Source organism: Pseudoduganella violaceinigra DSM 15887 (assembly GCF_000425385.1).
GTDB classification, from domain to species: domain Bacteria; phylum Pseudomonadota; class Gammaproteobacteria; order Burkholderiales; family Burkholderiaceae_D; genus Rugamonas; species Rugamonas violaceinigra.
Map to the genome: position 1 here is coordinate 602610 of NZ_AUDI01000001.1, position 14229 is coordinate 616838.

General features: G+C 62.3%; 14 protein-coding genes. 3 read left to right on the forward strand and 11 right to left on the reverse strand.

The features are described from left to right. Together H597_RS0102790 and H597_RS0102795 are read right to left on the reverse strand one after the other, a co-directional pair. A complete protein-coding gene (locus H597_RS0102790) occupies nucleotides 1–1230 on the reverse strand; it encodes an ArgE/DapE family deacylase (RefSeq protein ID WP_028100782.1) in 1230 nt (409 codons plus the stop codon). Beyond that, nucleotides 1227–2435, reverse strand: a complete 1209-nt coding sequence (locus H597_RS0102795) for a urate hydroxylase PuuD (protein WP_028100783.1) — start codon at nucleotides 2433–2435, stop codon at nucleotides 1227–1229. The genes H597_RS0102790 and H597_RS0102795 overlap by 4 nt, the downstream gene beginning before the upstream one ends. A 113-nt stretch (nucleotides 2436–2548) precedes the next feature. Here H597_RS0102795 and H597_RS0102800 point away from each other — a divergent pair, with 113 nt between their 5' ends. Next, the gene (locus H597_RS0102800; protein WP_028100784.1) at nucleotides 2549–3484 is read left to right on the forward strand and encodes a LysR substrate-binding domain-containing protein; all 936 of its coding nucleotides are present in this window, start codon (nucleotides 2549–2551) and stop codon (nucleotides 3482–3484) included. A gap of 14 nt (nucleotides 3485–3498) precedes the next feature. On the opposite strand, the gene yidD is transcribed toward H597_RS0102800, so the two are convergent. Beyond that, nucleotides 3499–3867: a membrane protein insertion efficiency factor YidD gene (gene yidD / locus H597_RS33785; RefSeq protein ID WP_083940916.1), complete on the reverse strand. Its 369-nt coding sequence runs from the start codon at nucleotides 3865–3867 to the stop codon at nucleotides 3499–3501. 119 nt (nucleotides 3868–3986) lie between these two features. On the opposite strand from yidD, the gene H597_RS0102810 reads away from it, so the two are divergent. Further along, nucleotides 3987–5744 (forward strand): allantoate amidohydrolase, encoded by a 1758-nt coding sequence (locus H597_RS0102810; RefSeq protein WP_211231998.1) that lies wholly within the window; start codon nucleotides 3987–3989, stop codon nucleotides 5742–5744. Here H597_RS0102810 and H597_RS0102815 read toward each other — a convergent pair. The 6 genes from H597_RS0102815 to H597_RS0102840 form a co-directional block, all read right to left on the reverse strand. Further along, nucleotides 5728–5934, reverse strand: a complete 207-nt coding sequence (locus H597_RS0102815; protein ID WP_028100787.1) for a helix-turn-helix transcriptional regulator — start codon at nucleotides 5932–5934, stop codon at nucleotides 5728–5730. The genes H597_RS0102810 and H597_RS0102815 overlap by 17 nt on opposite strands. A gap of 4 nt (nucleotides 5935–5938) precedes the next feature. Continuing rightward, nucleotides 5939–6385 carry a hypothetical protein gene (locus tag H597_RS0102820; RefSeq protein WP_154667921.1) on the reverse strand — a complete coding sequence of 149 codons (447 nt, stop codon included), beginning with the start codon at nucleotides 6383–6385 and terminating at the stop codon, nucleotides 5939–5941. Nucleotides 6386–6457: 72 nt separating this feature from the next. Further along, complete coding sequence (locus H597_RS0102825) at nucleotides 6458–7519, reverse strand: CaiB/BaiF CoA transferase family protein (RefSeq protein WP_028100789.1); 1062 nt, start codon at nucleotides 7517–7519, stop codon at nucleotides 6458–6460. Nucleotide 7520: 1 nt separating this feature from the next. After that, nucleotides 7521–9653 (reverse strand): 3-hydroxyacyl-CoA dehydrogenase NAD-binding domain-containing protein, encoded by a 2133-nt coding sequence (locus tag H597_RS0102830; RefSeq protein ID WP_028100790.1) that lies wholly within the window; start codon nucleotides 9651–9653, stop codon nucleotides 7521–7523. 12 nt (nucleotides 9654–9665) lie between these two features. Next, a complete protein-coding gene (locus H597_RS0102835) occupies nucleotides 9666–10871 on the reverse strand; it encodes an acetyl-CoA C-acetyltransferase (protein ID WP_028100791.1) in 1206 nt (401 codons plus the stop codon). 10 nt (nucleotides 10872–10881) lie between these two features. After that, a complete protein-coding gene (locus H597_RS0102840; protein WP_028100792.1) occupies nucleotides 10882–12018 on the reverse strand; it encodes an acyl-CoA dehydrogenase family protein in 1137 nt (378 codons plus the stop codon). Nucleotides 12019–12112: 94 nt separating this feature from the next. Between H597_RS0102840 and H597_RS29525 the strand changes: the two genes are divergently transcribed. Beyond that, the gene (locus tag H597_RS29525; protein ID WP_051293479.1) at nucleotides 12113–12748 is read left to right on the forward strand and encodes a TetR/AcrR family transcriptional regulator; all 636 of its coding nucleotides are present in this window, start codon (nucleotides 12113–12115) and stop codon (nucleotides 12746–12748) included. 9 nt (nucleotides 12749–12757) lie between these two features. Here H597_RS29525 and H597_RS0102850 read toward each other — a convergent pair whose 3' ends face one another. Both H597_RS0102850 and H597_RS34605 read right to left on the reverse strand, forming a co-directional pair. Beyond that, nucleotides 12758–13393 carry a phosphatase PAP2 family protein gene (locus tag H597_RS0102850; RefSeq protein WP_035372890.1) on the reverse strand — a complete coding sequence of 212 codons (636 nt, stop codon included), beginning with the start codon at nucleotides 13391–13393 and terminating at the stop codon, nucleotides 12758–12760. A 102-nt stretch (nucleotides 13394–13495) separates the two neighbouring features. Continuing rightward, a complete protein-coding gene (locus tag H597_RS34605) occupies nucleotides 13496–14128 on the reverse strand; it encodes a hypothetical protein (protein ID WP_035372893.1) in 633 nt (210 codons plus the stop codon). Nucleotides 14129–14229: the final 101 nt, after the last annotated feature.

Sequence of the window (14229 nt, forward strand, 5' to 3'; positions counted from 1 at the left end):
TTATTCGTCCGCAAGGAAGTCCAGCAAAGTCAGGGCCACGATCTTGGTTGCCTTGCGCAAGTCTTCCAGCAGCAGTTTTTCATCCGCCTTCTTGGCATTCGATTCGGGCACGCTACGCGGCCCAGCGCCATATAGTACAGCGGGAATGCCATGCTCGCCGTACAGCCGCGCATCCGCGTACAGCGGAGTGCCAACGGCCGGAATATCCTCGCCCAGCACGTCCTTCGCGTTCTTTTGCAACTTGGCCACCAGCTGCGCGCCGGCGGGCAGCGGACGCAGGGCGTGCGACAACAGCAGGCGCTTGATGTCGATGCGGATGCCAGGTTCGCCCTGCACCGCGTCCTCAATCAACTTGCGCACCTGGGCTTCCACCGCCACCGGATCCTCTTCAGGAATCATGCGGCGGTCCATCTTCATCACCACCTTGCCCGGCACCACATTGGTATTGGTGCCGCCATCGATGCGGCCCACCAGCATGGTCGGCGAATCGATTCCCGGCACTTTGGACTTGATCTTTTTCAGCTCCGGCAGTTGGCCGTAGATCGCGTTCAGGATCTTCGCCGCGGCCTGCAGTGCATCGTGGCCCGTTTCAGGCATGGCGCCATGGCCGGATTTGCCGTGCACGGTGATTTCCAGCTGCAGGCAGGCATTATGGGCGGTAACGATGTTGTAGCTGAAGCCAGCCGCGATCACGTAATCGGGTTTGGTCAGTTTTTCGCGCAGCAGGAAACCGGGGCCCAGCAAGCCGCCGAATTCCTCGTCATAGGTGAAGTGCAGCTCGACGCCGCCTTTCAGCTTGACGCCCAACGCTTCCAGCGCACGCACGGCGAAGATGTAAGTCGCAAAGTCGCATTTCGACACGGCAGCCGCACGGCCGTAGATATAGCCATTGTCGATCACGCCGCCATAGGGCGGATAGGTCCAGCCCTCGCCCGGCGGCACCACGTCGCCATGGGCGTTCAATGCGATGATGGGGCCGCCCGCTGCGTAGGGACGGCGGATGATCAGGTTGGTGATCGATTCCATGCCGTAGTCGCGCACCTCCAGCTCCGGTACCGCGTGTTTTTCGGCACTCCAGCCATAGGCCTTGACCAGTTCCGCCACCGTCTCCGCATGCGGTGTATTGTTGCCGGGCGGGGTATCGGTAGGTACGCGCAGGACCTGCTGCAGCAAGGCCACTTCCTCGTCGAAGTGGGCGTCGATCCATTGGGTGATTTTATCGTTCATCATTTTGCTCCTGCGGCGAACCATGCGCCCAGTTCGGCGCGTTCCGCATCAGTCATATTGGTCAGGTTACCGATCGGCATATCCTTCTGCTCCACAGCGCGCTTCTGGATTTGCGCCGCGCGCTGGTGCACCTGGTCGGCGGTATCGAACAGCACGCCCGCAGGCGCGGTGGCAAAGCCGGGCTGCCTTGGCGTCGCCGAATGGCAGGTCGCGCAGCGCTGGTCGATGATGGCCTTCACCTTCGCAAATTGCGCCGCCGGATCGGCCGCCGCCTGCACCGGGGCAGGCTTCGACGGGGCAATCGTCACGGCAACCGCCAGCAGCAAGGCCACGCCGATGACCGGGTAGCGCCACTCAATGCGGCCCTTATGGCGCAGATTGAAGAAGTGGCGGATGAACACACCAGCGGCCATGATAAAGGCCAGCACCAGCCAGGCATTCTTGTTCTGGTAAGTCATCGCATAGTGGTTGCTGATCATGATGAACAGCACCGGCAATGTGAAGTAATTGTTATGCACGCTGCGCTGCTTGGCCTTGATGCCGTGGATCGGATCCGGCAAGCTACCAGCCTGCATCGCCTGCACCATCTTGCGCTGGCCCGGAATGATCAGCATCGCGACATTGGCCACCATGATGGTGCCGATCATGGCGCCGATATGGATAAAGGCGGCGCGGCCGCTGAGCAGATGCGTCAGCGCATACGCGGCGCCGGAGAGCAGCAGGAATACGATAAGTCCCAGTCGGTTCTCGTTCCGGCCCAGCGGGGAGCGGCACAGCGCGTCGTACACTACCCAGCCGGCGACCAGGAAACCGATGCCGATGCCGACGGCCTGCAGGCTGGAGAGGTCGGCCACCTGCTTATCGACCATCATGGCCTGGGCGTTGAAGTAATAGGCGATGGTCAGCAACCCAATGCCCGACAACCAGGTGGAATAAGCCTCCCATTTGAACCAGTGCAGCTCCTTCGGCAGTTCCGCCGGCGCCACCAGGTATTTTTGCGGATTATAAAAACCGCCGCCATGCACCGCCCACAATTCTCCGGAAACGCCTTTCTTCGCCAGGTCCGAACCGGGCGCCGGCGGGCGGATCGAGTTATCCAGCCAGACGAAATAGAACGAAGCGCCAATCCAGGCGATGCCCGTGATGATGTGCAGCCAGCGCACCAGCAGGTTGGCCCATTCAAGGCCATAGGGCAGCAGGTATTCCATGTAAATCCTTGAGTTGAAGAAGTGGCAATCTATCGAAGATACGCGCTTTCGGGTTCCTGGAACATGAAATATGTCGTATATTCAAGATATTCGAATTCATATACGTAAGCAAGATGTCCGCCCTCCCGCAACACCTCGATATTCACCTCATTCGCATCCTCTACCTGCTGCTGGTCGAGAAAAACGTGTCGCGTGTGGCGCTCAAGCTCAATCAACCCCAGCCCTCGATCTCCGCCTCCCTGCGCAAACTGCGCGAACTGACGGGCGACCCTATCCTGGTGCGCGGCGCGCGCGGCATGGTGCCGACCCAGCATGGCGAAAGCCTGCTCAAGCCGGCCAAGCGCATTCTGGACGAGACAGAATCGCTGTTTGTGAAAAAGACGCCCTTCGTGGCGCAGGAAGAAGCGCGCACTTTCAATATCGCCGCACCGGACTATCTGGACAGCCAGTTCCTGCCAAATGTGGTGGCGATGCTACGCCGAGGTTCGCCCAAGAGCCGTGTGGTGATCCATTCGATCGGCCCCGGCACGGACTATCTTCGCCTGCTGTCGGACGGCGATATGGACCTGGTGATCGCCAACTGGGACGAGCCGCCGCAGCACCTGCATATCTCCAAGCTGTTTGAAGATCCCATCATCTGCGCCATGCATGCCAACAGCCCGTATGCCAAGCGCACCGCCAGCGACGAGATGACGCTGGACGACTATCTCACCCTGCCCCATGTCGCGCCATCGCAGATGGTGCCGGGCTACGGCGGCGTGATCGACGCCTTCCTGGAACGCCAGGGCCTGCGGCGCAATGTGGCGGTGGAATCGGCTTATTTCAGCCTGATCCCCTATATGCTGGCGCAGACGGACCTGGTGCTGACCACCGGCCGCCAATTCCTGCGCTTCTATGAAAATTCACTGCCGCTGAAGGTGTTCAACGTGCCGGTGAAGTACCCGCCGATGCGCTTCTACCAGCTGTGGCATGAACGGGTGCACCAGGCGCCAGAGCACAAATGGCTGCGCGACCAGGTCACGGCAGCGGCCAAGGCGCTGGCGAAATAGGACGATTAATAGAACTATTTCTTCCGGCCGCGTTCACGGCGATTCCACGGCCAGCAATCGCCGACGCTGGCGCAGCAGTCGGCCACGTCAATCACATCGCCGCAGCTGGCGTCGCAGCCCTGGCAATCGACATCAGGCAAGTCGCAACTGCCGGCCTGCGGGTGCAGGCGCGGAGAATGCATTCGCAACTGGCTGCCGCATGCCCGCAGGCGGCGGTGCAGCAACGCCATCCCCTTGCGGACACCATGCCGGGAAATCACCCGGTAACCATAGCCGGAGCACCCCTGGCCGCCTTGATATATCCGGTATGCGCAGGAATAGCCCTTAAAAGGCGAAACATAACGCTGGTACAACCCGATTGCCCACAGCAGCAATCCCTTCATCAGCACTCCGGCAAGTTTGAGAGGCTATATCATATCGTATAGGGGGTACATTTTCGCCAGCTTATAGGGCGCAGCTCCCGGGCGGGATATGATCGATTCTTCAAGATGGGATACCTGCGATGACGACCAACCTCTCCGAACTGAATGCCTGCGACCTGACCTCCTTCGTTCAACGCCTGCATGGCATTTACGAGCATTCGCCCTGGATTCCGGAGCGCGCTGCCGCACAGCGGCCATTTGCCACGCTGGCGGCGCTGAAGCAAGCCTTGCAGGCCGTGGTCACCAACGCCACGGAGTCCGAGCAGCTTGGCCTGGTCCGCGCCCACCCGGAACTGGCCGGCAAGGCCGCCATTGCGGGCCAGCTTACCGCCGAGTCGACCAGCGAACAGGCCAAGTCCGGCTTGAACCTCTGCAGTGCCGAGGAATTCGCCGCCCTGCACAAACTGAATGCCGATTACAACGCGAAATTCGGTTTCCCCTTCATCCTCGCCGTCAAGGGGCCGACCGGCCAGGGCTTGACGCGCGAAGCCGTCATCGCCACATTCGCCCGCCGCCTGAAAAACCAGCGTGCCGATGAGCTGGCGGAATGCCTGCGCCAGATCCACCGCATCGCCGAGATCCGCCTGAACGACCTGCTGGGCGTGAAGCTGGCATTCGGCCCGCAGCTCATGCAATGGTCGGAAGAACTGGCGCAATGGAGCGACGAAACCGGCGCCCTCACCTGCGCCTATATGACCGACGCCCACCGCGCGACCGCCAACCAGCTGGCCACGTGGATGCACGAAGCCGGCATGCAGGTCGGGATCGACGCGGTCGGCAATGTAGTCGGACGCTATCTGTCCGATTCGCCCGGCGCCAAGACAGTCATGACGGGATCGCATTACGACACCGTGCGCAACGGCGGTAAATACGACGGCCGCCTCGGCATCCTGATGCCGATCGCCATCGTGCGCCACCTGCGCGCAAAGGGCGAGAAGCTTCCCTTCCATTTGGAAGTGATCGGTTTTGCGGAAGAAGAAGGGGTGCGCTTCCGCAGCACGTTCCTGGGTAGTAATGCCGTCACCGGCAATTTCAATATGGCCCTGCTGGACGCGGTCGACACCGACGGGATTACGATGCGCGATGCCCTGGCGGCTGCGGGTCACGGCCCCGCTGCGATTCCTGCCATCGCACGGCGCCGCGAAGACATCGCCGCCTATGTCGAAGTCCATATCGAACAGGGGCCCGTGCTGCTCGAGCACGGCCTGCCGGTCGGCGTTGTGACGGCGATAGCCGGCAGCTCGCGCTTCCTGGTCGAACTGCAAGGCGTGGCAAGCCATGCCGGCACTACGCCCATGCATATGCGCAAGGATGCGGCAGCGGCAGCGGCGGAAATCGTCCTGCTGGTTGAGCAGCGCTGCGCCCAAGGCGAAGCATTGGTCGGCACGGTCGGCCAGTTGCAGGTTCCGGGCGGCTCTGTCAACGTGATTCCGGGTACCTGCAAACTGTCGCTCGATATCCGCGCGGCGGATGACGCCGTGCGTGAAGCGGCTGTGAAGGATGTGCTGGACGGAATGGCGTCCATTTGCGGCCGCCGCGCCGTCGAATTCAAGGTTGAGAAAATTGTGGAAGCCAAGGCGGCGCCTTGCGCACCTTGGCTGATGCAGCAATTGGGCGAGGCGGTGGAGCGCTGCGGCGTGCCGCGCTTCGACCTGCTGTCCGGCGCAGGACATGATGCGATGGCGATCGCCGCGCTGACCGACGTGGCCATGCTGTTCACCCGCTGCGGCAACGGCGGCATCAGCCACAATCCACTGGAAACCATGACCGCCGACGACGCCGACTTATCGGCCCAGGTATTGCTCGATTTCCTGCGCCGCTTCAGTCCTCAAGCCTGAACAACGCCTCCACCGTCACGCCCAGGGCGCGCGCCAGTTTGAGCGCGAGAAGGGTGGATGGCACCATGCGTCCCGCCTCGATGGCGTTGATCGACTTGCGCGTCACGCCCACCAGCTGCGCCAGGTCCTCCTGCGTCAGGTCGTGCGTGGCGCGGTGAGTCTTCATCGTTGTCAGCAACTGCTCGGTCATCGCCTCACCTGTCGTAATACAGGACGCTGCCCAGCATGGCGGCGACGCCGGTGGTCGCCACCACCACCATCATGACAGCGGGTGCGCCTTGCACGCCGGCGAACGACAGGATGGGTGCGATGGCGACGGTTGAAATCATCGAAGCGAAGAAGCCGTTGCGATAGCCCTTCGATAGCGCAAGCTGGCGCAGTTCATCGTTCATGACGGCACGCATCTGCGGCGAACGCGCGCAACTGCCTTTACCTGCCTTCATGCGCAGGGCGCCGAGGGCGATAGCATTCATAACCGGTAGCAGGATCATGGCCGAGCGGGCCGCCTCGGCCAGTTTCGGTCCGCCGAGCAATAGCAGCAGCATGGCGCCGCCGGCATAGAGGATGGTCAACAACACCATCCAGAGACTCATGTGCGAGAGCCGCACGAGCACATCGGAATTCATTTCTTGTTGCTTCATGACAGTCACCTCCGGGTTGCTTGTCCTGTCATGCAATGTAACACATACTTCTCAAAATGGAACCTATAGGTTTCATTTTTTATTGTTAAATTCTCCCAGTTGCGGAATCGGGCCGGCGACCGATGGCGTCCCGGAAAAGCGCGGCGCGGGGTTCGCCTGCAGCACGCCACCGGCCTGCGAGTAGGTGCCGCGCGCCTGTAAATGGGGATGGCGCGCCGCCTCGGATGGCGTAAGAACCGGCGCAAAACAGGCGTCGGTCCCTTCCAGCAGCTGGCACCATTCGTCGCGGGTGCGGGTGGCGAACAGGTCCGCCATGGCGCCGCGCTGCAGCGGCCACTGCCCCGCTGCGTGCTGGGACGCAAAACGGCGATCCTCCGCCAGGCCGAGTTTTTCCAGCAGGAGCTTGTAGAACTTGCCCTCCAACGCGCCGACCGTGATGTCGCGGCCATCCTTGCAGCGATAGGTGTTGAACCAGTGCGGACCGTCCAGCACCGAGCTACCGCGCTGCTCGCGCATCAGGCCTGTAGCCGACAGGTCGAGCAGGAGGTTCATCATGTGGGCGGAACCGTCGACAATGGCGGCATCGATCACCTGCCCTTTGCCGCCGCCGCGCGCATGCAGGATGGCGGAAACGATGCCCAGCGCAAGATACAGCGCACCGCCGCCAAGGTCGCCCACCAGCGTCGGCGGGGTGACCGGTGGCGCATCGCCCGCGCCGGCGTAATGCAGCGCCCCCGACAAGGCGATGTAGTTGTTGTCGTGGCCTGCGGCCTGCGCCAGCGGGCCATCCTGGCCCCAGCCCGTCATGCGGCCATAGGCGAGACGTGGATTGCGCGCCAGGCAGACTTCGGGACCGAGTCCCAGGCGCTCCATCGCACCGGGACGCATGCCCTCGATCAGGCCGTCCGCATCCACGATCAATTCGAGCACGGTGTCGATCGCGGCGGGATCCTTCAGGTCCAGCGCCAGCGAGCGCTTGCCCCGGCGCAGGATGCCGGCCGTCGGAATCTCCGCCGGCCCCGGGCGCTCGACCACGATGACTTCCGCGCCCAGGTCCGCCAGCAGCATGCCGCAGAACGGTCCAGGGCCGATGCCCGCTATCTCGATAATCCTGACGCCGGACAGCACTCCCATCTCAACGCTCCGTGTAGTAAGTGGCCCCGCTAGCCGCCATCGACTTCAATTGTGCGGGCGGCGCGAAACGCTCCCCGTGCGCTTTCGCAAGGCGTTCGCACTGCGCTACAAAGGCAGCGGAACCTGCAGTGTCGATCATGCTCAGAGGGCCGCCGCGGAACGGCGGGAAGCCCCAAGCCAGGATAGCACCGACATCCGCGTCGCGCGCGGAACGCAGCACACCTTCATCCATGCAGCGGGCGGTTTCCACGGCTTGCACCACGGTCAGGCGTTCCACTACGGTTGCCACATCGGGCTGCACAGCCGCGCGCGGGAAGAGCTCCGCCAGGCCGCTCCACAGGGTCTTCTTGCCGCCCTCCGGATACTCGTAATAACCCTTGCCAGCCTTCTTGCCAAGGCGGCCCAGTTCCACCATGCGCGCCGCAACTTCATTGCCGGGGCGCGCCCGGTAGGCATCGCCCAGGTCCTGGCGGGTCTGGCGGTCGATCTTCCAGATCAATTCCGAGGACACTTCATCAGTCAGCGCCAGCGGGCCAACCGGCATGCCCGCCTGCAGGCCGGCGTTTTCGATCAGGGCCGGCGCCACGCCTTCCGCCAACAATGCCAGGCCTTCCAGCACATAGGTCGAGAACACGCGGCTGGTATAGAAGCCGCGCGAATCGTTCACCACGATCGGTGTCATGCCCAGCGCGCGCACCAGATCCATCGAACGCGCCAGCGTGGCGTCGGAAGTCTGCTTGCCGACGATGATTTCCACAATCGCCATGCGGTCCACCGGCGAGAAGAAATGCAGGCCGATGAAGTTGGCCGGGCGCGCGCTGGCTTCCGCAAGGCCGGTGATCGGCAAAGTCGATGTATTGGACGCAAAGACAGCATCGGTAGACAGCACCGCTTCCGCGCGGCGCGTTACATCGGCCTTGATGGACCTGTCCTCGAACACCGCCTCGACCACCAGCTCCGCACCCGCCAGCAGCGCGACATCCGTGGTCGGCGCAATGCGGGCCAGCAGCGCTTCTGCCTTTTCCGCCGTGACCTGGCCGCGTTGCTGCTGCTTTGCCAGCAGGCCTGCGGAATACGCTTTGCCGCGCTCCGCCGATTCCTGGGCAGTATCGACCAGCACCACTTCAATGCCGGCCTTGGCCGCCACATAGGCGATGCCCGCCCCCATCATGCCGGCGCCAAGCACACCGATCTTGCGGTACTTCTGCTGGGGGACATCCTTTGGACGCGATGCCAGCTTGTTCGCTTCATTCATGCTGAAGAACAGCGTGCGTATCATGTTCTTCGCTTCCGGCGACAACACGGTTTGCACGAAATAGCGCGCTTCCGTCATCAGGCCGGTATCGAGATCCGTAATCAAGCCTTCGTACACGCAGGACAGAATATTGCGCGGCGCAGGATAGTTACCGTAGGTTTTGGCACGCAGCATGGCGTTGGCTGCCATGAAGACTTGCTGCACGGCCGGCGACGACACCGCACCGCCCGGGATCTTGAATCCCTTCGCATCCCACGGCTGCTGGATGCCGCCGGCGCTGATCGCAGTCAGCAACCAGGCATGCGCCGCCGCTGTTTCGCTGCCTGCCGGGACAACTTCATTGAGGATGCCCAGCTCGCGCGCGGCTGCTGCGGCCAGGCGCTTGCCCTCCAACAGCAGGGGCAGCGATTTCTGGATGCCCACCAGGCGCGGCAAGCGCTGCGTGCCGCCGCCGCCAGGCAGCAAGCCAAGCGTCACTTCGGGCAGGCCAAAGCGGGCGTTCGGCTTATCGGCCGCCACGCGGTAGTGGCCGCACAGCGCCACTTCCAGGCCGCCGCCCAGCGTCGTTCCCGGCAGCGCCATGGCCACCGGTTTGCCGCAGGTTTCCAGCTTGCGCAGCGAACGATCAAGGCGTACCACGCGCTCGAACAGCGCTTCAGCGGTCTTGGCGGACAGCAGCCAATCCAGGTCGCCGCCGGCGATGAAATCCGCTTTGGCGGACGTCATCAGCACGCCTTTCACCTCAGCGTCGGCCACGACGCGGTCGACCAGTTCGCACAAGGCGGCGCAGCTTTCCTCATTCAGCACGTTCTGGCTGCGGCCCGGCATATTCCAGCTCAGGGTTGCAATGCCGTGGGAATCCAGGCTGTAATCGATCATTGTCTGTCTCCCTCAGATGCGCTCGATGATGGTGGCGGTGCCCATGCCCGCGCCAACGCATAGCGTGGCCAGGCCGGTTTTCAGGTTGCGGCGTTCCAGCTCGTCGAGCAGGGTGCCAAGGATCATGGCGCCGGTCGCGCCCAAAGGATGCCCCATGGCGATGGCGCCGCCGTTCACGTTCATTTTGTCGTGGGGGACGTTCATCACTTCCATGAAGCGCAGCACCACCGAGGCAAAGGCTTCGTTCAGTTCATACAGGTCGATATCCGATGCCGTCATGCCGGCGCGCTTCAGCGCCTTTTCGGCGGCGTAGCTTGGGCCGGTCAGCATGATGGTCGGTTCGCTGCCGATGGAAGCGAACGAGCGGATGCGGGCGCGCGGCTTCAGGCCGGCGCGTTCGCCCGCCTCCCTCGTTCCGATCAGCACCGCCGCCGCGCCATCCACGATGCCGGAGCTGTTGCCGGCGTGGTGCACGTGCTGCATCTGTTCGATTTGCGGATAGCGCTGATTGATCACCGAGTCGAAGCCGAAGTTGGCGCCCATCTCCGCGAACGAGGCTTTCAGTGCGCCCAGCGATTCGACCGTCGTTTCAGGACGCACCAGTTCATCGCGCGCCAGCATGGTCAGACCGTTGCGGTCGAGCACCGGCACAACGGAGCGCGCAAAACGGCCTTCCTGCCAGGCGCGATGTGCGCGCTGCTGCGATTCCACCGCGTACGCATCCACGTCGCGGCGGCTATAGCCCCAGATGGTCGCGATGGCGTCGGCGGAAATCCCCTGCGGGACGAAGTAGGAGTCGAAGGCGCTTTGCGGATCGACCGGCCATGCGCCGCCCGAAGACCCCATTGGCACGCGCGACATGGCCTCCACACCGCCGCCAACCACCATATCGGACTGGCCGGACATGACCTGCGCGGCGGCCATATTGCAGGCCTCCAGGCCCGACGCGCAGAAGCGGTTGATCTGCACGCCAGCGACGGATTCCGCGTAGCCGGCGGCCAGCGCCGCAACGCGTCCGATGCAGGCGCCCTGCTCTCCGACCGGCTCCACGCAGCCCAGCACCACGTCATCGATGATCGCGCTGTCGAAGTTGTTGCGGCCGACCAGCGCCCGCAGTGCGGTTTCGGCCAGGCGCAGCGGCGTTACGCCGTGCAGGGAGCCGTCCTTCTTGCCCTTGCCGCGCGGCGTGCGCACGGCGTCAAAGATATAAGCTTCCAAACTGTTCTCCTTACAGTGTGCGGCTGATCAGTTCTTTCATGATTTCATTGGTGCCGCCGTACACGCGCTGCACGCGTGCATCGGCCCAGGCGCGGGTAATCGGGTATTCCCACATATAGCCGTAGCCGCCGTGCAGCTGCACGCACTTGTCGAGCACGCGGAACTGCATCTCCGTGGTCCAGTACTTGGCCATGGAGGCGGTGGCCGCATCCAGCTTGTCCTCGATCAGCAGCTCCATGCAACGGTCCACGAATACGCGGCACATCTGCACTTCGGTCTTGATCTCGGCCAGGGCGTGGGCGATCGTCTGGAATTCCGCGATCGGACGCTTGAACGCCTTGCGGTCGCGCGTGTACTGTACGGTCCATTCCAGGCCCGATTCGGCCGCCTGCACCGCCATGATGGCGATCTGCATGCGCTCCCACGGCAATTCCTGCATCAGGTACTTGAAGCCCGCGCCTTCCTCGCCCAGCAGGTTTTTAGCAGGTACGCGCACGTTCTCGAAGAACAGTTCCGAAGTATCCTGCGCCTTCATGCCAGCCTTCTTCAGGCGCTTGCCTTTGCTGAAGCCTTCCATCGACGTGTCGACCACGAACAGGCTGATGCCCTTGGCGCCAGCGCTTGGATCGGTCTTGGCGACCACGATCACGCAGTCGGCGTTCCAGCCATTGGTGATGAAGGTCTTGGAGCCGTTCAGGATGTAGTGGTCGCCGTCGCGCATGGCGGTGGTGGACACGCCCTGCAGGTCGGAGCCGGTGCCCGGCTCGGTCATCGCGATGGCGCCGATCATTTCACCGGTCGCCAGTTTCGGGATGTAGTGCGACTTCAGGTACTCGCTGCCGTAATGCAGGACATAGGGTGCCACGATTTCCGAATGCAGCATGAAGCCCGGACCGGAAGCGCCGATGCGGGCCTGTTCCTCGATCAGCACCATGCTGTAGCGGCGGTCGACGCCCACGCCGCCGTATTGTTCCGGCATCGTCGGGCACAGGAAACCAGCGGCGCCGGCCTTCAGCCAGGCGTCGCGGTCCACATAGCCCTGCTCTTCCCAACGCTCGTGATGCGGCGCGATTTCGGTTTCCATGAAGCGGCGCGCGGATTCGCGCAGCATGTCGTGTTCTTCGGTGAATAAGGTGCGAGGAATCATCAGGCCTGGTCTCCGGATCAAGTTATAGGTCAGTTGACCGAAATAGTATCGGTCAGTTGACCTATTTGTCAATCGACGGGATAATTCGCAGGTTATGAAGAAAAAATCAGATACGCCCCTGCAGGCAAAGGAATCGAACACCACCACCAAGGGGTTTGAGCGTGCCAGCGCCATCCTGGACGCGGCGCGTCTGTTGCTTGCGCGCGACGGTTACGCAGCGTTGGCGATGCGCTCTGTGGCGCAGCAAGTGGGCGTGAGCCTGTCGACCGTCCAGCACTACTACCCAAGCCGCGACGCCTTGATCGAAGCGCTGCTGGAGCAGACTTTCGACCGCTACCAGGCCGGCATCGACGAACGTGTTGCCGCCGCCGGCAGCGGGCCGCGCGTTGAGGTGTTTGAATCGATCATCGATTACTTCCTGGCCGATTTGCGCGACCAGGTATCGAGCGGCCTTTTCTTCGAGATCGCCGCGCTGGCCAACCGCCATCCGGTCGCCACCAAGCTGTTCGACACCATGATGACCCGTGCGCGCCGCACACTGCGCAACCTGATCCACGAAATCGACCCGGAACTGCCGATGCAGCAATGCGAAGTGCGCGGCACGCTGATCGTTGCGCAAATGCTGGGAACCATGCTGTTCATTTCCGAAACCCGCCCCCAGCACAAAGAGCTGGATAACCTGGCCCATGAAGCCACCGTCGCAATTACGCGCATTGCATTTGGCCGTTAAGGGCGTGCCTCACCAGCGCGTGCGATAGCCGACCTGGATCCCATGCGGCAGCACGGACAGCGTGAACGAACTGCCGCGCTGGTGGGCGTAATAGCCGAAGGCCGATCCGAGCGCGATGCCAGCAAGGACGTCGGTTTGCCAATGTCCGCGCGTCTTCATGCGGGCGATGCCGTCATATACCGGCAAAGCGGCCAGCGCATAAACCCAAGGACGTTCCTGCCCGTATTCGAGGATGAATGGAGTCACTGCGGCGGAAAAAGCGGCGGCCTCGCCGCTGGGGAAGCTGCGGTCGCGCGAGCTGCCGAACCACTGGCCGGGATCGTCGGTGCTGTTTGGCCGTTTGCGCCGGAATGTGCGTTTCATTACCTCGGTGCTGACAGCGGTGAGCAGCATGGCATCGATGGCCTGCCAGTCGGTACGCCCAAGACGCGTGTCACCGCCCTCCCACAAGCCCAGCCCCACCGTTCCCACGAACAGGGCCCCCATCATGATGTGCTGCTGGCTGCGTCCCCATATGCCGTCGTTGTCGACATTCAGGCGATGGTCGATTCCCAAAGGGCCGCCGTCAGCATGGGCTGCAGGCAAAGCAAAGGCGCAGGCAAGTACAGCACCGCAGGCAAGGCGGTTCAGGGCATTGGCGCTCATTTTCGGCTCCCGTTTGCGTGGGGATTTTTGCCTAACAATAGACCGCGCCGCGTTAACCCCGCGTCAAGATAGCGTTAAGCCGGCTGCAAAATGAATGGGCGGCTAATCGGATTCGACTGCCTGAAGGAGGCGAACAAGAGACTTTTCGCTGCGCGCGAGATCTATTGGACTGGAAAAGCCTGAGTGCCTTTCCAATCGGCGCATCAATTCAACCAGGCGGCCATTCTTTGATCGAGGCTCCGGCGACCAAGCTGCGCCACAGCTTTCGCCGGATGTCGAAAAGACATAGGAAGTGCCATCAAGTCCCCCCGCATCGGATTCCTTCGCATTAGCAATGGCTTTCGCAAATACCAGTTGCACCCGTTCGGCAACCGGGGGACTTAGCGCAGCATGGCGAACCTTTGTGGTGATTTTAGGTTTACTGAAATCCATGTGGCCGACACCGCTACCGTCCGACACATAGGATTGATCCCAGAAAAAGGCTTGGAACTCGACAAAGTAAACCTCCGAATCGACAAGACGTATCCCGGACTCCGATTGAAACGATGGAAACGTCGTGAGCTGCAGGCGGGACGGGCGCCCAACCGCTTTATCTATCACCCGATACACCCCGGTGTAATAAGGGTTACCAGATTTTGGATGACATGGTTCCAGAAGATCCTGCGCAACCGCTTCCGCGCAAAAAGTTCCAAAAAAAGCGAATACACACAAGACTAAACGAAAACTACGACTCATCGGCAACGCCTACGTTGGATTCATACGGACACGATACCCGGACGGTGTTTGGCACTTCCGGGTTGCCGAAGTGATCGCCTGCACGTTATACCGTTCCCGTA